14 protein-coding genes and 1 pseudogene are annotated in these 22,680 nt (G+C 72.8%); 8 read left to right on the top strand and 7 right to left on the bottom strand.

Translation table 11 applies throughout. The features are described from left to right. The first annotated feature begins 409 nt into the window (after window positions 1-409). Together ACFYW5_RS13470 and ACFYW5_RS13465 are read left to right on the top strand one after the other, a co-directional pair. The gene (locus tag ACFYW5_RS13470; protein WP_389417105.1) at window positions 410-1,579 is read left to right on the top strand and encodes a lactate 2-monooxygenase; all 1,170 of its coding nucleotides are present in this window, start codon (window positions 410-412) and stop codon (window positions 1,577-1,579) included. Next, window positions 1,576-2,478: pseudogene (locus ACFYW5_RS13465) on the top strand (2-hydroxyacid dehydrogenase); the annotation flags it as partial. The gene ACFYW5_RS13470 and the pseudogene ACFYW5_RS13465, both read left to right, overlap by 4 nt. A gap of 68 nt (window positions 2,479-2,546) precedes the next feature. Here ACFYW5_RS13465 and ACFYW5_RS13460 read toward each other — a convergent pair. From ACFYW5_RS13460 to ACFYW5_RS13450, 3 genes are all read right to left on the bottom strand, one after another. Further along, on the bottom strand, window positions 2,547-4,130 hold the full coding sequence (locus ACFYW5_RS13460; RefSeq protein ID WP_389417104.1) for an RICIN domain-containing protein: 1,584 nt from the start codon (window positions 4,128-4,130) through the stop codon (window positions 2,547-2,549). Between the two features lie 442 nt (window positions 4,131-4,572). Continuing rightward, window positions 4,573-4,950 (bottom strand): toxin Doc, encoded by a 378-nt coding sequence (locus ACFYW5_RS13455; protein WP_389417103.1) that lies wholly within the window; start codon window positions 4,948-4,950, stop codon window positions 4,573-4,575. 3 nt (window positions 4,951-4,953) lie between these two features. Continuing rightward, complete coding sequence (locus ACFYW5_RS13450; protein WP_389417102.1) at window positions 4,954-5,199, bottom strand: hypothetical protein; 246 nt, start codon at window positions 5,197-5,199, stop codon at window positions 4,954-4,956. 247 nt (window positions 5,200-5,446) lie between these two features. Here ACFYW5_RS13450 and sigJ point away from each other — a divergent pair, with 247 nt between their 5' ends. The 5 genes from sigJ (at window position 5,447) to fxsT (ending at window position 14,217) form a co-directional block, all read left to right on the top strand. Next, entirely contained in the window at window positions 5,447-6,391 is a 945-nt protein-coding gene (gene sigJ, locus ACFYW5_RS13445) for an RNA polymerase sigma factor SigJ (protein WP_389417101.1), read from the top strand. After that, window positions 6,388-7,860, top strand: coding sequence for a cytochrome bc complex cytochrome b subunit (locus ACFYW5_RS13440; RefSeq protein WP_389417100.1), 1,473 nt, complete (start codon window positions 6,388-6,390; stop codon window positions 7,858-7,860). The genes sigJ and ACFYW5_RS13440 overlap by 4 nt, the downstream gene beginning before the upstream one ends. Before the next feature lie 137 nt (window positions 7,861-7,997). Then, window positions 7,998-9,464: a hypothetical protein gene (locus tag ACFYW5_RS13435; protein WP_389417099.1), complete on the top strand. Its 1,467-nt coding sequence runs from the start codon at window positions 7,998-8,000 to the stop codon at window positions 9,462-9,464. Between the two features lie 26 nt (window positions 9,465-9,490). Next, a complete protein-coding gene (locus ACFYW5_RS13430) occupies window positions 9,491-10,423 on the top strand; it encodes a MoxR family ATPase (RefSeq protein WP_389417098.1) in 933 nt (310 codons plus the stop codon). After that, a complete protein-coding gene (gene fxsT / locus ACFYW5_RS13425; protein ID WP_389417097.1) occupies window positions 10,420-14,217 on the top strand; it encodes an FxSxx-COOH system tetratricopeptide repeat protein in 3,798 nt (1,265 codons plus the stop codon). The genes ACFYW5_RS13430 and fxsT overlap by 4 nt, the downstream gene beginning before the upstream one ends. Here the strand turns inward: fxsT and ACFYW5_RS13420 are convergent. From ACFYW5_RS13420 to ACFYW5_RS13405, 4 genes are read right to left on the bottom strand one after another with little or no spacing between them, the layout of a single operon-like run. Next, window positions 14,160-16,076, bottom strand: coding sequence for an HEXXH motif domain-containing protein (locus ACFYW5_RS13420; protein WP_389417096.1), 1,917 nt, complete (start codon window positions 16,074-16,076; stop codon window positions 14,160-14,162). The two genes, fxsT and ACFYW5_RS13420, sit on opposite strands and share 58 nt — an antisense overlap. 31 nt (window positions 16,077-16,107) lie before the next feature. Continuing rightward, the gene (locus tag ACFYW5_RS13415) at window positions 16,108-16,290 is read right to left on the bottom strand and encodes a hypothetical protein (protein WP_389417095.1); all 183 of its coding nucleotides are present in this window, start codon (window positions 16,288-16,290) and stop codon (window positions 16,108-16,110) included. Window positions 16,291-16,320: 30 nt separating this feature from the next. Further along, complete coding sequence (locus ACFYW5_RS13410) at window positions 16,321-17,454, bottom strand: hypothetical protein (RefSeq protein ID WP_389417094.1); 1,134 nt, start codon at window positions 17,452-17,454, stop codon at window positions 16,321-16,323. Window positions 17,455-17,488: 34 nt separating this feature from the next. Beyond that, complete coding sequence (locus ACFYW5_RS13405) at window positions 17,489-19,729, bottom strand: glycoside hydrolase family 9 protein (RefSeq protein ID WP_389417093.1); 2,241 nt, start codon at window positions 19,727-19,729, stop codon at window positions 17,489-17,491. Between the two features lie 279 nt (window positions 19,730-20,008). On the opposite strand from ACFYW5_RS13405, the gene ACFYW5_RS13400 reads away from it, so the two are divergent. Next, entirely contained in the window at window positions 20,009-22,390 is a 2,382-nt protein-coding gene (locus ACFYW5_RS13400) for a SpoIIE family protein phosphatase (protein ID WP_389417092.1), read from the top strand. The last annotated feature ends 290 nt before the right edge of the window (window positions 22,391-22,680 follow it).

The following is a 22,680-nucleotide window of genomic DNA, read 5'->3' as shown; positions in this document are numbered from 1 at the left end:
CTGCCGAGTCCGCCGCCGGAACACACATCGACCCCATGTGTTTCAGTAACCTTGCGTATTGAATCAGTGGCGTGAAGTAACGGAATTCGAACGTTCCAACCCTTGCAACGGCCGGATCTTGATCGCCCGAAGCAGCCAACTGGCCGAATACCCCGCGCTCTGCAATAGGCCTGAAACATTCCGATTCTGCCCTCGCTCGATCACTTCCTGACATCGAAACGGCCCCTCGAAGCCGTGGAGGATTCATCCACTGACGTAACGACAGATGGATGAACCGTCACGGCGCCCCCGCCAACTCGCCGTAATCCCGGCGCAGTCCGCGTGGGGAGCCTGACCGGTCACGCCTCCCTACTGGTCGGTATGGTCTGCGTACTGCGCGTTCTCAGCGACGAGAGGCGGGATGGACGACATGGCCAAGCACTGGGCGGACTTCCAGTACGAGATCTATCTCAACGGCATGACCGGTGCCGTACCCCGGCTGCCCACCGATCTGACCCGGCTGGAGGAGCTGACCGAGCAGCGCCTCGGCCCGGGTCCGGTCGGTTACGTCGCGGGCAGCGCCGGGGACGGCAGTACCGCCCGCGCCAACCGGGCCGCCCTGGAGCGCCGCCGGATCGTGCCGCGCATGCTGCGGGACGTGCACGAACGGGACCTGTCCGTCGAGGTGCTGGGCCGCGCCCTGCCCGCGCCGCTCGCGCTGGCCCCGGTCGGCGTGCTGTCGATCATGCATCCGGACGCCGAGCCGGCCGCCGCCCGGGCCGCCGCAGCGCAGGGCGTGCCGTACATCCTGTCCTCGGCCTCCAGCACGCCCCTGGAACAGGTCGCCGAGGCGATGGGGGACGCCGAGCGCTGGTTCCAGCTGTACTGGCCCAAGGACCCCGAGGTGGCCCGGAGTTTCCTGGACCGGGCGAAGGCGGCCGGGTACACCGCCCTCGTCGTCACCCTGGACACCCCGCTGCTGGCGTGGCGGCCTCGCGACCTGGACCAGGCGTACCTGCCGTTCCTGCACGGGGTGGGCACCGCCAACTACTTCACCGACCCGGCCTTCCTGGCGGGCCTGGCCAAGCCGGTGCACGAGGACCCGAACGCCGCCGTGATGCACTTCGTGGGCATGTTCGCCGACCCCGGCAAGACCTGGCCGGACCTGGCGTTCCTGCGGGAGCACTGGGACGGCCCGGTCGTCCTGAAGGGCGTCCTGCACCCCGACGACGCGCGAGCGGCGGCCGACGCCGGGATGGACGGGGTCGTCGTCTCCAACCACGGCGGCCGGCAGGTGGCCGGTTCCGTCGCGGCGGCCGACGCGCTGCCCGGGGTGGTGGCGGCGGTCGGCGACCGGCTCACCGTCCTCTTCGACAGCGGGATCCGCACCGGCGACGACATCGTCAAGGCGCTCGCCCTCGGCGCGCGGGCGGTACTGGTCGGCCGGCCGTACGTGTACGGGCTGGGCCTGGACGGACAGGCCGGCGTCGAGCACGTCATCCGCTGTCTGCTCGCCGAACTCGACCTCACCCTCGCGCTGTCGGGACACGCGGGCCCGGCCTCCCTGAGCCCGGCCGACCTCGTCGAGGAGTCCGCATGACCGCCCCGCGCAACGTCCTCGCCGTCATCTCCGCGCACGTCGGGGGCCGCAGGACCGGGGCGGGGCTCGCCACGCTCTTCCCCGCCGAGGCGAACGTCACCGTCGTGGAGAGCACGGGCGAGGACCCGGACGCCCTGCGCGCGGCCCATGCGATCATCACCGGCCTTGCCCCGGTGACCGCCGAACACCTTGCCGCCGCACCGGAGTTGCAGCTCGTTCAGTGCGCGAGCCATGGCTTCGACTACGTCGATCTGGCCGCCGCCCGGGAGCGGGGCGTGCGGGTGTGCACCATCGGCTCCAGCGGCGCGGAGGCACAGAACGTCGCCGAGCAGACCTTCGCCCTGATGCTCGCCCTCGCCAAACAGCTGATCCCCGCCCACACCGCGCTCACCGAAGCCGACTGGGCCCTCCCCCGCCTCCAGGGCTCCCTGACCGAACTGTCCGGCAAGACGCTCGGCATCGTGGGCCTCGGCGGGATCGGCCGCGAAGTCGCCCGCCGCGCGGTGGCCTTCGACATGACCGTCGTCTACGCCGGACGCACCCGGGCCGACCCCGGCACGGAGGCCCGGCTCGGCGGCGCCCGCCATCTCCCGCTGGAGGATTTGCTGCGCACCTCGGACTACGTCTCCCTGCACGCTCCGCTCACCGAGGGCACCCGGCATCTCCTGGACGCCTCGCGGCTGGCGCTGATGAAGCCGACGGCGTTCGTGGTGAACACCGCGCGGGGCGCCCTGATCGACCAGGACGCCCTCGCCGACGCCCTGGAGAAGGGCACCCTGGCCGGGGCGGGCATCGATGTCTTCGAGCCCGAACCACCCACTCCGGCGCTGCGGTTGCTGCGCGCCCCGAACGTGGTGCTCTCCCCGCACGCCGGGGGCGTCACCCGGGAGACCCTGGTGCGGATCGCCCTGGCCGCCGTGCAGAACGTGACCGGGTTCCTGTCGGGGGAGCCCCCCCCGGGACGTGGTCAGTCAGCCCTAGCCGGAGGCGCGGCGACCGACAGCGGGTCCGCGGGCGCCGACCGGCCCGGATCGGCGAGCCAGCGCTGGGTATCGGTGCCGTCCCGGACCTTGACGACGATGTCGGCGCCCGCCGTGCCGTTGGTGGAGGTGAGGGCGAGCCGTTCGTCCCAGCGGGGCAGCAACTCGCCCTGCACGGTCAGGTCGTAGCGCACGTCGTCGGCCCGGTCGTCGTCCTCGTCGGCGCACCGCCCGAGGACGACGACCCCGGCGTCCACCTTCGAGTCCAGGCACAGGCCGGGCTGCGCCGCGCTGCGCAGCAGCCCGTCCTCCTCGTACGACCACTGCTGGGTGTCCGCCGCCGAGCAGGCCGCCAGCTCGGTGCCGGCGCCGGGCTTCGGCGTGTCGCGGATGTCCAGGCACAGGTCGGCGGCGGCGTTGCGCAGACCGGTCCGCCGTGGCGGGACGGGGAGTCGGGCGGTGCCCGGGGGTGCGGTGGAGACGGTGGGCGGGGCCTGGGTGCCGGTGCCGCCGTCTGCCGCGGAGCCGGGCGGAGCGGAGCCGTCGTCGTCGGACCAGACACTGGCGGCGAGGACGGACGCGAGCAGCCCGGCGGAGGCGATCCCCACGCCGGTGAGCAGCGCCCGGGACGGACGCGGTCCGTCCGCCGCCCCGCGCAGTTGCGGGGGGACCCTGGGCAGCAGGCGCCGGCGTCCGCCGCCGTGCCGGGCGGGACCGCGGGGACGGGGGCTCGGCCGGGTGCGGCCCGGGCGGGAGTCCAGATAGCGGCGGGCGCCCCAGCCGAGCACGGATTCGGCGAGCAGGGTGCCCAAAGCGCCCTCGAAATGGCTCAGTTGTTCGGCCGCGGAACGGCAGTATCGGCACTGGGCGAGATGCTGCTGGACGTCCGGCAGCAGGGCTCCGCCGCGCCGCATGGGGACGTCGAGCAGACGGTTGTAGAAGCGGCAGTCTTTCGTCGGGGCGAGTTCCCGATGCGCGAGGACACAGCCTTCCCGGAATTTTTCACGCGCCTGTTCGAGTGCGACCGACGCGGTGTCGGTATCCATGCCCAGCAGTCCCGCGGGCACGGTTATCGCCTCCGCCTCCACCTCGGTGTGCCACAGCAGACACCGGGCCGGTCCCGGAAGGGCGTGGAATGAACGTCCGGCCAACTTCCGATTTTCCGCGGTCATCGACTTCGCGGTCCGTATACCGCGACCGCCGGCCGGTTTCCCGAGGTCCGGCAGAACGGCCGATATCCGTTCCTCGGCGGCCCACAGCCGGACCGTGTCCCGTACGGCGACCAGCAGCCGGGGCCGCAAAGCCGTGCCCGGTTCGCCGCGCGCCAGCCGGTCGAGGAGCTGGTGGAAGGCGGCGGAGGTGACCATCGCGGCGGCCTCCGCGCGGGAGGCCAGGCAGATCACCGCGTATTCCTGGGCCGTGCGCCAGTGGCGCGCCATCAGCAGGGCGACCGCGGGGGAGGTCTCGCCGTCCGGTCTGCCTCTGAGGCGGGCGGCGAGACCGTCGTCCGATTCCTCGGGGGCGCCGGCGGGCGGGGGGTAAGGGGGGCGAGGGGGGTGGGGGGTGGGCACTGAGCGGATTCCTTCCCACGCGCGGAGAACAGCGCGGGGAGCGTGAATTCACCACTTCTCATCCGGTCCCGATCCCCCATCGGTACGAATGCGACCCGGCTTTTAACCCCCCGCACGGGCACTTAACCCTCGCACAACCCACTCACGCCCAACAAGGCACTCGGGCAACATCCGCACCGTTGAAAGAAAGTCAGAAACAGTGGCAACTCCCGTCACCCGCACCGGCTTTCGGCTTTGCCCCGCACCCCGTGTGAATCACGCACCCGCGCCGGAGCGCCACGCACGCTCCCGGCGCGCACGAACGCGCGGTGAACTGGGAGCGGCCCGTAGGAAGGCCCCGCGCAGGACAGCGGCTCCTGTGCGCAGGGGCCGCCGACCTCGATCCTCCCGCCCTGGGTCGGCGGCCCCGAGGGGGACGGGCCCGGCCGGCGGCCCCTGAACCTCAGATCTGCCAGGACCGCAGCCGGTCGGCGGCGCCGAACACATCCACCCTGCCGTCGATCAGATCCCGGGCGAGGTCCACCAACGCGCCGTACGGCGGATCGATGCCGACGCCGCTGACGAACATGTAGGCCACGGCCGTGGCGCAGGCGAACCGGGCGTTGGCCGAGGGCAGCGGCTTGAGCAGGGCCAGGGTGTGCAGCAGCGCGGCCGCCCGCCAGGCCGGGTCGGAGTCCACGCCGAGCCGCGGCGGGTCGACACGGTGCCGGGCCACGGCGGCGACCAGCGCGGAGAAGTCGTTGATGACGGGCTGGTCCGGCAGGACCTCCTCGTGCCGCTGGAGCAGCCAGGGCACGTCGATGTGGATGACGGCTGCCATCGCTCAGGCGGCCCGCCCCTCGCCCTTGGCGGGTGGTTCGTCCTCCGGGAATGCGGCGGCGAACTCGTCGGCGTGCGCGGAGAAGAACCGGCGGAAGGCCTCCGCACCCTCCTGGAGTGCCCGGTGCCGGGCGATGTCGGCCGTCGCGGCCTCCCGTACGAGCGCCTTCATCGACGTACCCCGCTCCTTGGCGATCTGCCGCAGATCCTCAAGTTCGCGGTCGCTGAACTCCACGTTGAGAGCTGGCATGACTTCACGGTACCGCGCGGGTACTTACCCGTAAATACGGCCAGGTCAGATGTGGTGTGCAACGGTACCTGGTGGGGTGCAGTACACCGCACGGGTGAGCACCGTCCGCCCGGGCCGTCGGCACGCGCTCGGGATCGTCTGCCATGGCGCGGCGTGAGAGCTGGGTCACATTACCCCGCTCGGGTGTCACAAACGGACCCCCTCATGGCCTCCCAGGGGTGAGCGCACCGCAGCGGAGGCCACCGTCATGTCCGAGGCACCCCTTCCCGACACCGACGACCGGTTGGACCAGGCGACCGGCGTCTTCGTCGACCATCGCGAGCTGCTGTTCGGCGTCGTCTACAACGTCCTGGGCAGCGTCGCCGACACCGAGGACGTCCTTCAGGAGACCTGGCTGTCCTGGACCGCCCGGGGCGGCGGCGACCCGCTTGCCGGGGTCGACAATCCGCGGGCGTACCTCGTCCGCGTCGCCGTCAACCACGCCCTGCGCCGGCGCGCCGCGATCAGCCGCCGCCAGGAGACCTACGTCGGCCCATGGCTGCCCGAGCCGCTGGTCGCGTCCGACGACGGCGCGGACGACCCGGCGCTGCGCACCGAGTCCGTGTCCCTGGCGCTGCTGGTGGTGCTGGAGTCGCTGTCCCCGCTGGAGCGCGCGGTGTTCGTGCTGAACGAGGTGTTCGGCTACCCGCACACCGAGATCGCGGACATCCTCGACCGCACCCCGGCGGCGGTACGGCAGCTGGCCCGGCGCGCCCGCGCCCATGTGCACGCGCGGCGGCCGCTCTACCAGGCGCATCCACGGGTGCGCAGGGAGGCGACGGAGCGGTTCGTGCGGGCCGCGCTCGGCGGGGACATCGCCGCCCTGATGGAGATCCTCGCGCCGGACGTCACGGTGTGGTCGGACGGCGGCGGCAACCGCAAACCGTCGGGACTGCGCCCGGTGCACGGCCGGGACAAGGTGGTCCGGCTGCTCACCGGGCACGGGGCACGGCCGGACGTGAGCGCCCTGGAGGTGCGCTACCGGCGGGTCAACGGCGACGACGCGGCGGTGCTGTTCGAGGGTGACTCGCCGTTCGCCGTGATGGTCATGGACCTCACCCCGGAGGGCGACCGGATCTCGGGCGTCTACATCGTCAGCAACCCCGACAAGCTCGCACACGTCGAGCGGGGCGAAGCGGAGGAGGGGGCATGAAGCAGGCGTCCCGCGGCGAACGCGTCGCCGACTGGTTCGACGGCCGCCTCGGCAGCCACGCGCTCGGCCGCACGTACCTGCGCAAGGTTTTCCCCGACCACTGGTCGTTCCTGCTCGGCGAGATCTGCCTGTACAGCTTCGCGGTGCTGATCCTGACCGGCGTCTGGCTCACCTTCTTCTTCCACCCGTCCATGAACGAGGTGACCTACCAGGGCAGTTACGTCCCGCTCAACGGCGTGCGCATGTCGGAGGCGTACGCCTCCACCCTCGACATCAGCTTCGAGGTGCGCGGCGGACTGCTCATCCGGCAGGTGCACCACTGGGCGGCGCTGGTCTTCGTGGCCGGGATGCTCACGCACATGATGCGGCACTTCTTCACCGGCTCGTACCGCAAACCCCGCGAGGTGAACTGGCTCTTCGGGTGGCTGCTGCTCTTCCTCGGCATGTTCGAGGGCCTGTTCGGCTACTCGCTGCCCGACGACCTGCTCTCCGGCACCGGGCTGAGGTTCGTCAACGGCGCCCTGCTGGCGGTGCCGATCGTGGGGACGTACCTGTCGATGTTCCTGTTCGGCGGGGAGTTCCCCGGTGACGACATCGTGGCGCGCTTCTACGCGCTGCACATCCTGGTGATCCCCGGCATCATGGCGGCCCTGATCGTGGCGCACGTCGTGCTGGTCGTCCACCACAAGCACACCCAGTTCGCGGGCCCCGGACGGACCGAACGCAACGTCGTCGGCGCCCCGTTCATGCCGGTGTACCTGGCCAAGGCGGGCGGCTTCTTCTTCCTGGTCTTCGGCGCCCTCACCCTCCTCGCCGCGATCGCCACGGTCAACCCGGTCTGGGCGTACGGCCCGTTCCGCGCCGACCAGGTCTCCACCGGCGCCCAGCCCGACTGGTACCTGGGCTTCGCGGAGGGCCTGGTGCGCGTGATGCCGGGCTGGGAGATCAACCTGTGGGGACACACCCTGGTCCTCGGCGTCCTGATCCCGATCCTCGTCTTCCCGCTGCTGCTGATCCTGATCGGGGTCTATCCGTTCCTGGAGTCCTGGGTCACGGGCGACCGGCACGAGCACCACCTCCTCGACCGCCCGCGCAACCACCCGGTCCGCACCGGCCTCGGCGCGGCCTGGATCAGCGTCTACCTGATCCTCCTGGCGGGCGGCGGCAACGACATCGTGGCGACCCAACTCCACCTGTCCATCAACACGGTGACCTGGGTCATCCGGATCGCGGTCTTCGTCCTCCCGGTGGCGGTCTTCGCCCTCACCCGCCGCATCTGCCTGGGCCTGCAGCTGAGGGACCGGGAACTGATCGAACACGGCCGCGAAACAGGCATCGTCAAACGCCTCCCGCACGGCGAGTACGCCGAACTCCACGAGCCCCTGACCCAGGCCCGCCTGCACACCCTGACCGCCCACGAACGGCCCCGGGAATTCGTCGAGCACGAGTCCCGGGTGGAGCTTCCCTAGCCCTCCCCCGCCCTGTTCGCCGATCCCCTTCCGTCAGCGGCGGTGACCCCTAATCTTGTGTCACTGGCGGTACGAGCGAGTCGTCGCACAGGGCGAGGAAGCGCGCCCCCGGGCGGGGCGTCGGAGGGGGGCCTCCTTTGCGCGAGGAGATCGAGGACCGGATACGGCGCGCCGCCGTGGACGTCCTGGTGGACTGCGACGGTCTGCGTTCGACCGAGGACCGAGACCAGTTCCTGGCCCTGGTTCTCGACCGGCTCGGCGGCAACGGCCGGCTCCCCCGCCACTCCATCCCGCGCAAGCAGTACGTCGCCCTGCTGCTGTTCTGCATGAAGGACACCCCCGGCGGCCCCGCCCCGGACGGCCTGGCCTGTCTAGCCGCGGTCCTGGACCTGCTGGACCCCGGTTCCGCGGAGTCCCTACTGATGGCCCGGCTCTGCGACGAGTGGCGGGCCGCGCGCACGCTGCCACCCGAATTCACCACATCCTGGGCCCTGTTGGGGGACTGCCTGGCCGCGCTCCGGCTGCCCGACGACGAGCGCCGCCGTCTGCTGGCGCGGGCGACACTGTCCCGATTACGCACCCCGCCCGACCACTGCACCACCCCCTGGTCGGACTTCCTCTACCTGGTGGGCCAGAACACGGCACCGGGCCAGGTGCCGCCCTGGATGGCGTACCTGGATGAGGTCTCGGCCTGGATGGACGCCCCGCACCGCCAGGAGATCCGCGCGATCAACCGGCGGCGCGCCGTGCACTGGGAGCTGGCGCAGACCCTCGACCGCAGACGCTACGGCCGGGAGGCAGAGCGGCAGCCGCCCGTCCATGACGAGCACCTGGCCATCCGGATCATGCCGGCGCCCCTAGACGAGGGCCACTACACGGTGTCGTACTGGTTCCACTCCGACGCCCGGGGGCCCGACTTCGAGGGACGGCGGGACGGCGCGGTGATCCCCTTCGCCGAGCTCCAGCGCACGGTCAGCGAGGTGATCTCCGAGGTGGAGCGGGCCGAGGGGGACCGTCCGGGGCACCTGCGGCTGGAGTTCGTGCTGCCGCTGGAACTGATCAACCTGCCCGTCGAGTCCTGGCCCCTGGACGCCGCCGAGGATCCGCATCTGCCCCTCGGCATGACCTATCCGGCGGTGGTGATCCGCAGTCTGGACCGGCTGCTGGATCAGCGCTGGCACGGCTGGTGGCGGCTGCGCTGGCAGAAGTTGCGGCAGGAGCCGCAGACCGGCTCCGTCTACATGAGCATCCCGAACACCGGCCCCCAGGATCCGCGCCGGGTGGTGGCCGGCCTGCTGGACGAGGAGCATGTCGCCGCCGTCCTGAGTGAACCGCCCGAGGAGGGCCGTCCGCACGGCTGTCTGGAGTTCAGGACGGCACTGCGCACCGGCTATCCGGTGGTGGTGTGGCATCGCACCAGCGAGTCGACGACGGAGTTCCGGCAGGTGCTCAGCGAGCTGTTCGCCGGTGGCTTCGCGGATCTGCTGCCCCGTATCACCCGCTTCCGCCGGCAGGCCGCCGCGCTCGGCTCGGGCGCCCCTGAGCACCACATCGGCCGGCATCTCGCGGTGCTGTGGGACGACCCCGACCGCAAACCGCTGTGATCGCGCTGCGCAGAGAGGAAACGCCCATGGACTCCTGGTGGCTCTACCGGGGCACCGGCATCCCGCTCGATCCGGGCGACCGGGACCGCCGATGGCCCGCCCCGCCGCCCTGGCGCACCTACCCCGGCGGCCCGGACGAGCCACCGGCGCCCCCGGACGAGGCCGCCACCCGGATCCTCGGAGCCATCGGTACCGCCCGGACGCCGGACCCCGACGAGGTGGCGGCGGTCAACACCGCGCTGTACCTGCGCCGTCCGCTGCTGGTCGGCGGCGCACCGGGCACCGGCAAGTCGGCGATCGCCCATCGGATCGCCCGGGAACTCGGCCTGGGCGCGGTCCTGCGCTGGCGCATCACCGGCGCCACCTCCCTCGCCGAGGCCTTGTACGGTCCGGCCGGGCCCGGCCCGGTCCGCCTGGGGCCGCTGGGCACCGCTCTGCTCCCGCGCCGATTACCGCGTGTCGTCCTCGTCGACGACCTCGACCGGGGCGGCTTCGACCTCCCCGACGAGCTGCTGGCGGTCCTGTATGACGGGGAGTTCACGATCCCGGGACTCGCCGGCCAGGACAACGCCCTCGTCCACACCTGCGAGCCGGGCGGTACCGCAACGGTCCGCGACGGACTCGTCCGGTGCCACGAGCCGCCCCTGGTCGTCGTCACGACCGGCGGCGAGCGCGACCTGTCACCCGCCTTCGGGCGCCACTGCGTCCGGCTCGAACTGCCCCCGATGACACGGCAGCGGCTGGCCGAACTCGCCCGCACCCGATTCCCCGACATCCCGGCCGGATGGCTCGACGCCCTCCTGGACCGCGCCGAGCGGGAACCCTCCGGGGCCGGCCGGTTCCTCGACGTCTTGCACCTCGTGCGGACGGGTGCCCTCGGCGGAAGCCGGGAAGGTGACGAGGAAGGGAGCGCGGCCCTCGACACCCTGTGGCGGCGGGTCGCCATGGAGGGGCCATGACGACGTCCGAAGACCGCCGGGACGCCCCGTCCGCGCGCTGGACGGACATCACCGACCCGCAGGGCGTCCTGCACGCGCTGCGCGGACTGCGCGGGCACCGCTCCTGGGACGTGGTCGTGGCGGTCGACCCCGACCCCGGCATGGCGGTCTGGCGGGACACCGTCCGGGAGTTCACCGAACTGCTGCGCCGCTCACGCGCCTTCGGCCGGGTGGACCGGTGCGCCCTGCGCGCCCTGCCACCCGGTCACCCCTCCCCCGGGCGCCTGACGCTGGCGGTCACCGACGGCAACGCGCCCGGCTGGCGCACCGGCGCCCTCGGCCAGACCCTGCACCGCTGGGCGGCCTCCGGCACCCTGGCCCTCGTCCATCTGCTGCCCCATCCGGCCTGGCCCGAGTCCGGTGTCCCGACCTGGCCGCTGTCGCTGCGCTCGGCGGGACCCGGCGTGCCGAACCGCCGGCACGGCACCCGGCCACGGCAGCTCGGCCTCGGCGCACCCGAGGAGGGCGGCCCCTACCTGCCCGTTCCCGTACTGGAGTTGACCCCCCGCGGCCTGGAGTCCTGGGTCCGGCTGGTCACCGCCGCTCGGGGCACCTGGACCCGGCTCCCGCTCACCTTCGCCGCCCCGCGCCCGGAGGGCACCCGTCCCGCACCCACCGACCCCGGGCCCGGACCCGCCGAGCGCGTCGCGTCCTTCCGCCGCTCGGTGTCGCCCCGGGTGTCGGGCCTCGCCACCCTGCTCGCCGCCGCCCCGCTGACGGTCCCCGTGATCCAGCGGGTGCTGACCCGGCTGTGCCCCGAGGCGCGGATCTCCGACTTCACCCACCTGCTCACCCACGGGCTGATCCACCCGGTCACCGGACCCGGCATCGCCTACGACTTCGCCCCCGACGTCCGCGGTGAGCTCCTGGCCGCCGGACGGACGCAGGAGCTGCGGCGGGTCGTCGGCCTGGTCGGCGAGGCCCTCGACCCGTCCGCCCACCGGCTGTGGCAGGTCCCCGAACTACTGGCCGGGCGCAAGCTCCCCCGCCCGCTCGGCACCGACCCCGAGACCCGCGCCTGGGCCGCGCCGCAGATCGCCGTACTGCACGCCCTGTCGGGCCCGCACGCCGCCCAGGCGCGGGCCCTGGAGCGCATGACCGCCGTATCCCGCCCGCATGCCGCCATCCGGCAGGACTCCGTCCGAGCCCCTTCACACCTGCGGAAGCAGGAGGACCTGGTGAACCAGCCGAGCACACCGCCGCAGCCGCGCACCGACATCCCGCCGGGCACACCCCCGGATCCGGCCGACCGCCGCACCGGCCGCGGCACCCCGGCCGTGTGGGGCAACGTGCCACCGCGCAACCCCAACTTCACCGGCCGCACAGAGCTGCTGGACGCTCTGCACCGCAGGCTCCGCAAGGAGCAGGCGACGGCCGTGCTGCCCAACGCGCTGCACGGCATGGGCGGGGTCGGCAAGACACTGCTCGCCGTGGAGTACCTCTACCGCCACCTCGGGGACTACGACCTCGTGTGGTGGATCTCCGCCGAACGCACGGCCCAGATCGCGCTGTCCCTGGTCGAGCTGGCGCCACGGCTCGGCCTGGAGGCGGGCAGCGACGCGACCTGGTCGGTGACGGCGGTCCTGGAGGCGTTGCGCCGCGGTGAGCCGTACGACAACTGGCTGCTGGTCTTCGACAACGCCGACAGCCCGGAGGCGGTGCGCCCCTACTTCCCGTCCGGCGGGCCCGGCAACATCCTCGTCACCTCACGCAATCCGCAGTGGGCGAGCGTGGCCAAGCCGCTGGAGGTGGACGTCTTCCGGCGTGAGGAGAGCATGGAGCTGCTGCGCCGGCGCGGTCCGGTCATCACCGACGACGAGGCGGACCGGCTGGCGGAGGCCCTCGGCGATCTGCCGCTGGCCGTCGAACAGGCCGCTGCCTGGCGGGCCGAGACCGGAATGCCCACGGACGAGTACCTGCGGCTGCTGGACGAGAAGCAGGTCGATCTGCTGAGCCTCGCGGCGCCCGTCGACTACCAGCTGCCGGTCATCGCGGCCTGGAACGTCTCACTGGACCAGCTGGAGACGAAGAACCCCGCGGCCATGCAGCTGTTGCAGCTGTGCGCCTTCTGCGCGCCCGAGTCGATCCCCCGCAATCTGTTCGCAGGCCGCCGGGGCGCCGCCATCACTCCTGAACTCGACACCGTGCTGCGCGATCCGATTCGCCTCGCACAGGCCATCCGGGAGATCGGCCGGTTCTCGTTGGCCCGATTCGACCTGCGCACCAACTGCCTCCAGATGCACCGGCTCGTCCAGGCGGCACTGGTCTCCCGGATGACGGAGGCCGAAAGGCAGCGCATGCGGCACGGCACGCACTTGCTGCTGGCGGCCAACGATCCCGTCGACCCGCACAATGCGAGTCATTGGCCGCGCTACGGAGAGCTGTACCCGCACCTGATCGTCTCCGACGCGGTCAACTCCACCGACTCATGGGTGCGCGGCCTGATCGTCAACGAGGTGAGGTACCTGACGCGTTGGGGGAACTTCGAGGCGGCTCTGCAACTGGCCGAGTCCGCCTACACCACGTGGGCGAGGGACACCGGGGAGGCTGATCCCCAGACCTTGGCGGCGGGCCGGTGGCTCGGGGTGGTGCTGTTCAGAATGGGCCGGTACAGCCAAGCGTCGACAGTCAACGACCAGGTGCTGAACGCCTGCCGGAGCGCGGTCGGCGAGGACCACGAGGACACGCTTGACGCGCTCGGAAACGTGGCCGTCGACCAGCGGATCAAGGGTGATTTCGCGGCTGCCCTGGAGTTGTCGGAGTCGGTGCATCAGCGTTATGTGCGACTGCTCGGCGCCGAGGATCCCGAGACCCTGCGCGCGGCCCACAACCTGGGTGTCAGTCTCAGGCTCGTGGGGGACTTCGCCCGGGCCCGGGAGCTGGACGAGCACACCCTGCACTCCAAGCAGCAGCAATACGGCCAGGACCACGTGGTGTCCCTGGTGACGTGGGTCAGCCTCATCCTCGACATGCGCGAGCTGGGCGACTACCACACCGCCCTCTCCTACCAACGTGAAGTGACCGAAAGGGTCCTGAGACTGCTCGGCCCGGACAAGCCGTTCACCCTGGCCAACCACCGTCACCTGGCCGTGGCGCTGCGCAAGGCGGGCCACCACGCGGAAGCCCGCGCCACGGCCGAGCGCGTTCAGGCCGATCTGGTCAACCGGTACGGGGAGAACAACCCGGAGACCATGGCGGCGACGCTGGAGCTGACGATCGACCTCCGGCACGCGGGCGAGCTCATCACCGCCCGGAACCTCGGCACACGCATCCACCGGCAGTACGCCGACCTGTACGGGCCCGCGCATCCGCACACCCTGTCGGCGGAGATCGATCTCGCTGTCACGCACCGGCTCCTGGGCGACGAGGAGGCCTCACGAACCATCGATGAGCGGGTGCTCGGGGTCCTAGGCCGCGACCTCGGGGAGCGCCACCCCTCGGCCTTGGTCTGCGCGACGAACCTGGCCAGCGATCTCTACGCGCTCGGCGACTACGAAGCCGCCCGCGAACTGGACGAACAGACCCTGGCGCTCTCCACTGACGTGCTCGGCGCGGACCACCCCTCCACCCTGGCCTGCGCCGCCAACCTGCCGATGGACCTGAGCGCGCTGGGAAGGCACGAGGAGGCCGAGCGTCTGCACAGCGCCACCGCCGAGCGGCTCAACCGCGCGCTCGGGGCGGACCATCCCGCCGTGCGTCAGGCCGTGGACTGGGACCATCGCGCGGACTGCGACATCGACCCGCTGCCGCTGTGACCGCCGTCGTCGTCCCAGGCGGCGGCCAGCCAGTCGGCGAGCTCGGCCGGTGGCGGGATCCGCCCCGAACCGCGGGCGATCGCCGCGGAGACGGCGCGCAGCAGTTCGGGTCGCTCGGCCACCCCGCGCCGGCCGTGGAGCAGCCCGAGCCCGCCCCAGGCGGCGGGCCGTGCGGTCTCCTCGGCGTACAGCGCGGCGGCCTCGGTCCGCTCGCCCGCCACCCAGGCCAGGTCCGCCGGGGTGACGTCCTTCGGCCGGGGGCCGCCGGTTCGTGCCCCGGCGAAGGCCTGCGGGTCGGTGATCCGCAGGCGGACAAGGTGCGCGAACGCGTCCAGACGACAGCCCGCGGGGTCGGTGACGACGTCCCCGCCGGTCTCGTCGGTCACCGCGAGCGGCGGTCGCGTGCCGCGCAGCCAGGCGTCCGCCGCGGCCCGCACCGTCGGCTCCGCGGGCACGACATGGTGGGCGCGCCAGGCGGCACGCTGGTGGGCGGCGGCCCGCTCGGCGAGCCGCAGCGTCGTCTCGGGCACCGGATCGGCGTCCCAGGACCGGATGTCCGCGAGGAGGGCGCGGACCAGGCGGCGGCCGGTCGCGGTCAAGGCGGGGTGGGGGTGCAGGATCTCCAGCGTGGCGCGCGCCTCCCGCCGCCACAGGGCGAACTCGAAGTGGGCGCGTTCGCGGGCGCTGCCGCTGTCGCGGGCGCAGCGCTCGCGCCAGAAGCGGGCGACGCCGGAGAACGCGAAGGCCCCGTGCAGCACCCCGCTGAGCGGTCGGGGGTCGTCCCGCCAGGGAGCGTGGAAGAGGTCGGGGCAGTCCTCGGCCAGCGGGGTGAGGTGCATGAGGCCGTTGAGCAGGGTGTGGCGGAACTCGTGGACCAGGGTGACCGCCAGCTCCACCGCGGCCTCGGCGTCCGGCACGTGAGCTTCGGGCGCGGAGAGCATCACGCAGCCGAACGCCTCGGATGCGGAAGCGCTGCGCGGCCGGAAGCGCTCGGCGGGCGGCAGCGGGATGAGCGAGAACAGTCCCGCGGCGAGGGCCTCGGCGCTGTCCCGGTGGTCCTCGACCAGCAGCCGCCACGCCCGGTCGAGGCCGCGCCGCCAGCGCCGTAGCGCCGTCTCGTCCAGCCGGCCGGGACCGGCGGTACCGGCGATGACGGGGTAGCGGGCCAGGTCGTCGACGGTGAGGGTGAGCGTCAGTCCTCGGTGGCTCAGGGACAGCCGGCGCAGGCCGGTCCAGCCGGGCCCGTCCTGGGCGGCGTCCGTCGGCACCTGGACGACGGGTCCCTCGCCCTGCGTGCGCACGCGCGCCGTCCCGTCGTGCGCGCCGACCTCGGCCACGCCCCACGGCTCGCGGGCGTCCCACTGCGCCTGGCCCAGGCACGGCAGGAGTACGGCGCCCTCGCGGGCCGGGACCCGAATCCGGAAGTCTAGGCCGGCGAGGACGGCACCGGCGGCCGCCAATGCGTGCAGCCCGCCAACGTCCGACCAGAGCGGGGCCTCCTCGTCCTGCGCGCCGCGCAGCCGACGCAGCGCATGGGCGGCCCACAGCCCGGTCTGCGGGGCCATCAGCAGCCGGTGCACCGCCTCCGGGCGCTGCCGCTGGGCCCGCGCGAGCAGGTCCCACGCCTCGCGCGCCGGATCTAGGTCCCCGACGGACGCCGGGTGCGCGCAGACCTCGTCGACCAGGACACGCAGCAGCAGAAGGCGCCGGCTGTACTCGGCGTCCAGCAGGGTCCGGGTGGCTGGGCGCGCTTCCCCGGCCGAGCAGAGCATGCCGAACGAGACGTCGTCCAGACGGTGAGGCCGCAAGGGATGCGCGGAGTTCTCGGGTTCCTCGGCGGCTTCACATGACGTGCCCACGAACGCTTCCTCACGGTGAGTCGGATCTCGGTCAACTGGGCTCGCTGCCGCCCCTGGTGCTGAACGGCCGGTCGACGCCGGCCAGGAGCATGTCCACCGCGGGCCGCAGCGCGGCATGGCCGACGCGAGGGAGTTCGTCCAGCGACAGGTGGGACAGGCGGGGCAGCCAGGACTCGACGCTCGCGGACTCCGCCGCAGCACAGGACTCGTACATGAGGCCCGATCGTAAGGGAAGCGGGACGGCTCACGCAGACGCCTGGACGATCAGCTCGTGTGCCGTCTCCGCCTGCGGACTCCCCCCCGCGCACAACAGCACCGCCTCCGCCAACTCCCGGAGCGCGCCGGGGCGGCGGGCGCAGGTGCGCAGGATGCTGATGGTGTCCATGCGGGGGCGGCTGTGCCGGGGGATCGCGGCGCGGACGCCGATTCTGAGCAGGCCGAGGATCTCCTCGCGGCCCTGCGGCTCCACGAACTCCTCCACCGCCAGGAGCGCGTCGGTCAGGGCACGGAGCCGTTCGGGGGGCAGGTCGGGGTGGAAGGGGCTCGTGGGGTCGGGGCCGCCGCGGGACAGCAGCTGGCCCTCGTCGCCGTCCCAGGTGCGGGACCACAGGTAGGTCGGGGTCTGGGAGGCGCGGCCCTCGGCGCGAAGGTGGGTGAACCGTTCCCGCAGGCGGTCCATGACCGCGCCGGGGTCCGGTGGCCAGCCCGTGCCGAGCGTCGTGTCGCCGGTGAGCACGGCCAGCGTCTCCCGGCTGAACAGGCCGGTCCCGGTACCGCTCAGATTGGTCGCGGCCTCTCCCGGGCGGGCCGCGAAGAGCACCGCCTGGTCGCGGGCGGTGCGCGGCATCGGGGTGCCGTAGTCCTCGCGCGGCAGATGGCGCCGGCCGCGCCAGGGGTTGTGCAGGAGCTGGCAGGCGTCGACCAGCCAGATCTGGCGCGGGTGGCGGGGCACGGCGCGGTAGTACGTCAGGAGCGCGTCGAAGTCCAGGTTGAGCGGGTCCTCCGCGGTGGCGTCCGCGTAGAAGAGCCGCCGTCTGCCCTCCGCGTCCACCACGCCGTGCCCGCCCCACACCACCCACAGCAGCTCGCTCTGCCCGGCGGCGACGGTCCGCAGGAGGGTCTGGTGCACGGTGGCCCGGTCCGCGCGGAGGACGCTGTACGGCACCTCGCGCGCGGCGCCGGTCCGCTCGGGCGGCGCGGACAGCAGCGCGGTGATCCGCTCGGGCGGCACACCCCGGGCGAGGAACCAGTCCGCGAACCGCAGCGCGTCGGACACGGGTCCGTCGAGTGCCCAGCGCGCCCCCGCCTCGTAGGCGTCGACGCCCACCACGACGACGGTCGTGCGACGGGGATCGGCTTGCGGTGCGGGCGGGTTCATGCGCCCAGTGTGCCGCCCGAGCGGCCTCAGCGGGTCATCCTTGGTCCGCCACGAAGGAGGCCATCCGGGTCAGCGCCGAGTTCCAGTTGATGGTGTGCTCGTTGGTCGACCAGGACTGGATGTCGTCGATGTAGCAGAACTGGCCGACGCAGCCCTGGAGTTTGCTCTGCGCGAAGGGGTCCTGGATGCTCGAGTTGGGCCCTCCGGCGAGCGTACCGGCCGGCGGGTTCGGCTGGCTCGGGTCGAGTTGGTTGGCGTACCAACGGGCGTGCTGGTTCTTGGCGTTGACCTCGCCGTAGCCGGTCACGTACGAGATGTTCAGCGCGTTGCGGCCGAACACGTAGTCCATGCTCTGCAGCGCGCCGTCCCGGTACTTCGAGGCGCCCGATATGTCGTACGCGGTCGCGATGACCACCGCGTTGTGCAGGAGCTGGTGGTTGGAGCCCCAGTCGTAGCGGTTGTCCTCGGGGGCGTACGGCATGCCGTAGGGGTGTGCCCGCAGCGTGGCCAGGTAGGCGTCCGCGCCCTTGAGGACGGACTGGCGCACCTTGTCCCGGCCGGGCAGTGCGCTCGGCACGGTCGCCAGGTCGAGCCGGGCCGCTGCCGCCGTCCGGGCCCAGTCGTAGCCGAGGGGGCCGAAGATGTCGGCGGTGTGGACCGGGGAGTTGAGGACGCGGTCCCGGAACTTCGCCTCGCCGGTGCTGAGGTACAGCTCGGCGGCGGCCCAGTAGAACTCGTCGGTGACGTTGTTGTCGGCATAGGCGCCGCCGCCGATGCCGTCACTCTCCGAGGCGTACCGGTCGGGGTGCTCGAGCGCGGCCGCCCATGCCTTGCGCGCGGCGGCCAGCGCCTCGGCGGCGAACTCCCGGTCGTAGGGCTTGTACAGGCGGGCGGCCTGCGCGGCCGTCGCCGCGAGGTTCAAGGTCGCCGCGGTCGACGGCGGGTGCAGTTCGCGCTTTTGCGGATCGTCGCTCGGCAGCAGCGGCAGGCCCGTCCACTTCTCGTCGTGGATCTTGTGGTGGGCCATGCCGGCCAGCGGCTGCCCCTCCGGCACCTGCATCTTCAGCAGGAACTCCAGCTCCCAGCGGACCTCGTCGAGGAGGTCGGGCACCCTGTTGCCGCTCTCGGGGATGGCGAGGGTGCGGTCGCCCAGCTTCGCCGGGTCCCCGGTGCGGGCGTGCAGCGCGCGCTCGTAGGTGCTGAGCAGCTCCCAGACCGAGATGCCGCCGTTGACCACGTACTTGCCGTGGTCGCCGGCGTCGTACCAGCCGCCGGTGACGTCGAGGGTGTAGTCGCACACGCCGGGCTGGCAGGGCACGTCCCCGTCGCCCTGGTTCGGCGCGACGTCCACATGGCCCGCGGGGCGGCCGTAACCGGGCCGCAGGTCGTCGCGTATCGCGATGCCGCTGCGCTGGGTGTAGTAGTACTTCGCCGCGTCCAGGCGCAGCCGCTCGTAGGCGCTCGCGTCGATGTCGAAGGGGCGGCTGGTCTCGCCGTCGGCGACCAGGGTGAGGCCGGTGCCGCGGGTGCGGTAGGAGCCGAAGTCCAGGGAGTGGACGTTCTGCCCGGAGGAGGCGTCGGTGCCGCGCGGCACGGTCCAGCCGCGGGCGGCCACGGTGCCGTCGGCCCGGCGGAGCTGCCACGGCAGCCGCTCGGTCGCGTCGGTGACGAGGGTGGCGTTCTTGGGCCCCGCGGGCAGATAGGCGACCTGGTTCACCCGCATCCGGGGCCCGGTGTCGGGCTCGTACGGCTCCGGCTGCACCCCGCCCAGCAGCGAGACGTCGTCCAGGCAGAACCGCCACGGGTCGTCGCTGCCGCCGACCTGGAGGCCGACCTGGCCCTGAGCGGTGTCGGCGGGTGCGGTGAAGGTGTACGAGTAACGGTTCCCGGAGACGCTGAGTTGCGGTGACACCTCGAAGTAGGTGTCGTACGGGGCCACTTGGAGGCCGACGATGGCGCGCACCACATGCGCGTCGGGCAGCCCGGAGGCGGTGAAGGAGAAGCGGTACGACTCCCCCTTGACCAGGGTGATGTCGTTCTGGCCGATGGCCGCGTCCCAGCGGTTGGTGGTGCCGCCGGGCACGTCCGCGCAGAGCTGTCCGTCGGACAGGCCCGCGGTGACATTGTTCGTCCACCACGGTTCCGCGGTGGTGTCGAAGGCGCCGTTCTTGACCTGCTCGATCTCCTCGGCGCCGGCCACGGGGGCGGGCAGCGCGACCAGGGCCGCTCCGAGCAGGGTCGTCAGGGACAACACGGCGGTTCTGCGTGGTTTCACGTCTGGGCTCCTCGGCGGAGGTGCGGGAGCGCTCCCATGGGAGCGCTCCCAAAACGGTCGGAGGACAGCTTGTGGCAGCCGTGGGATCCCGTCAACGGTCCGGACAGAGCTCGTGCAACTGCCCTGCCCCGCGGGGCTGTCCGGACAAGGGCCGGAATGCGGCCTTGACGGTTCCGGCCGCCCGCGCCGGGGATCCTGGTCCGTCCCGGGCGCGGACGCACTACGCTGGAACGCATGTGACCACCGGTCACTGTGAGTGTCCGCGTTGGAGTGGCGACGATGACCCCGCACGACCCGATCGACGACGCCGCGACGGCTCGGGCCGTCATCGACGAGCACGGCACCCTGGTGGAGTGGAACGCCGGTGCCCGGCGGCTGCTGGGCTGGTCCGCAGCCGACGTCGTGGGCCGCCCGGCCGCCGAGCTGCTGGCCGACGGCTCGGTGCCCGTCCCGGCGGGCCCGCGCTGGGACGGCACGCTTGCCTTGCGTCACCAGGACGGCCACCGGGTCCGGGTATGGCTGCTGGCCCACCACCGGCCGCCGGGCGAGGACCGCGCGGCGCACTGGCTGGTGGTCACCCCGCTGGAGGCGGAAGGTCCCCGCTCCCCCGACGACCCGCTGGCCACGGCCGCGCTCACCCAGTCGCCGTGCGCCGTCGCCGTCTACGACGAGCGGCTGCGGCTGAGCCGGATCAACGACGCCATGGCCGAGGTGCTCGGCCTGCCCGAGGAACGCATCCAGGGGCTCAGGATCTCCGAGATCGGCGGCCGGGCGCAGAGCGAGGAGCTGGAGGAGCACATGGCCGGCGTGCTGGCCACCGGCCGGCCCCGGGACGTGCAGACGTACATGCGCACCGGCGGCGAGAGCCGCGCGCACGCCTGGCTGGCCCGGATGGCGCCCGTCACCGACGCCGAGGGCCGGGTGCGGGGAGTGTGCCTGGCCGCCCACGACTTCACCGAGAACTACCTCTCCCGGGAACGGCTCCAGCTGGTCAACGAGGCCAGCGTGCGCATCGGCACCACCCTCGACGTCACCCGCACCGCACAGGAACTCGCCGATGTGTGCGTGCCCGCGCTCGGCGACTTCGTCAGCGTCGACCTGCTCGACCCCGACGACGAGGGCACGACCGCGCCCGCGCCGATCGCCGCGCCGGTAGGGCTGCGCCGCGCCGCGCACCGGTCGATCAGCCCCGGCAACCCGGAGGCCGTGGTCGAGCCGGGCCGTCTGGAGCTGTACCCGGCCGAGTCCCCGCAGGCCGCCTCCCTCACCGCGGGCCGCACCGTCGTCGCCTCGGTGCCCTCCGGCGATCTCGACGCGTGGCTGAGCTGGGACCGCAAGCGCAGCGACCGGGTCAGGGAGCACGGCATCCACTCCACGATGTCCGTGCCGATCCAGGCCCGCGGGGTGACCCTCGGCGTCGCGGTGCTCACCCGGTTCCGGCGCCCCGACCCCTTCACCCCCGACGATGTGCTGCTCGCCGAGGAGATCACGGCCCGCGCGGCCGTGTGCGTGGACAACGCCCGCCGCTACTCCCGCGAACGCGAGACCGCCCTCGCCCTCCAGCGCAGCCTGCTCCCCCAGGGGCTCCCGCGCACCCCCGCGGTGGACGCGGCCTCCCGCTACCTCCCGGCCGCCCGCTCCGGTGTGGGCGGCGACTGGTTCGACGTGATCCCGCTGTCCGGGATGCGGGTCGCCCTGTGCGTGGGGGACGTGGTCGGCCACGGCGTCCAGGCGTCGGCGACCATGGGCCGGCTGCGCACCGCCGTCCGCACCCTCGCCGACATCGACCTGGCCCCGGACGAACTCCTCACCCACCTCGACGACCTGGTCGTACGGCTCTCCGAGGAGGCCGGCGGCGAGGGCAGCCCCGGTGAGGTCGGCGCCACCTGCCTGTACGCCGTTTACGACCCGGTGTCGCGGCGCTGCACCCTGGCCCGGGCCGGCCATCCCCCGCCCGTGCTGGTCCCGCCGACCGGTGCGCCCCGGTCGGTCGACCTGCCCGCCGGGCCACCGCTGGGCCTGGGCGGACTGCCCTTCGAACCGGCCGAGCTGGATCTTCCCGAGGGCAGTGTGCTGGGGTTCTTCACCGACGGTCTGCTGGAGCACCGCGGACGCGACGTCGACGCCGGTCACGCCCTGCTGCTCGACGCGCTCACGACCGCCGACGACTCGCTGGACGACATCTGCGACCGGGTCCTGCGCACGCTGCTCCCGCCCGGCGGGGCCTCCGACGACGTGGCCCTGCTGCTGGCCCGCACCCGGGGCCTGCCCGCCTCCCAGGTCGCCACCTGGGACATCCCGGCCGATCCGGCACTGGTGGCGCCGATCCGCAAGCAGGTCGTCGACCAGCTCGGCTCCTGGCAGCTGAGCGAGGCGTCGTTCACGGCCGAACTGGTGGTGAGCGAACTCGTCACCAACGCCATCCGGTACGGCTCGAAGCCGATCCGGCTGCGGCTCATCCATGACGCGGCCACGCTGATCTGCGAGGTGTCCGACTCCAGTCACACGGCCCCGCATCTGCGCCGGGCCAAGACCTGGGACGAGGGCGGCCGGGGGCTGCTGCTGGTCGCCCAGCTCACCCAGCGCTGGGGCAGCCGGCACACCGCGCAGGGCAAGACGATCTGGGCGGACATCGCCCTGCTCGACGAGGGCGAGGGCTGAGCGGCCGCGGGCTCCCCGCTTTTCCCCTACGCACGGCGGGCACCCGGGTAGATGACGAGCCCTCAGGAGCGTGCAGGCCATGGCGAACACCTCCTCCTCCGCCGGTGCGGTCGTGACGCTCGGCGCACTGACCGCCTGCGCCAACACGGACGGCGCGGCGACCGCGCCCCGGCAGCCGCCCGACCGGAGCGACCGAACCGCTCCCGGCGAACAAACCGCCACCACGACTGAACCGGCGCCCTCCACGGCCGCAGACGCGCGGCGGTCGGGCCGCTGCCGCACCGGCGAAC

The sequence above is a fragment of the Streptomyces sp. NPDC002779 genome (genome assembly GCF_042888685.1).
Taxonomy (GTDB): Bacteria; Actinomycetota; Actinomycetes; order Streptomycetales; family Streptomycetaceae; genus Streptomyces.
Note: the sequence above shows the minus strand (reverse complement) of the source record. Positions and strands in the feature narration are given on the sequence as shown.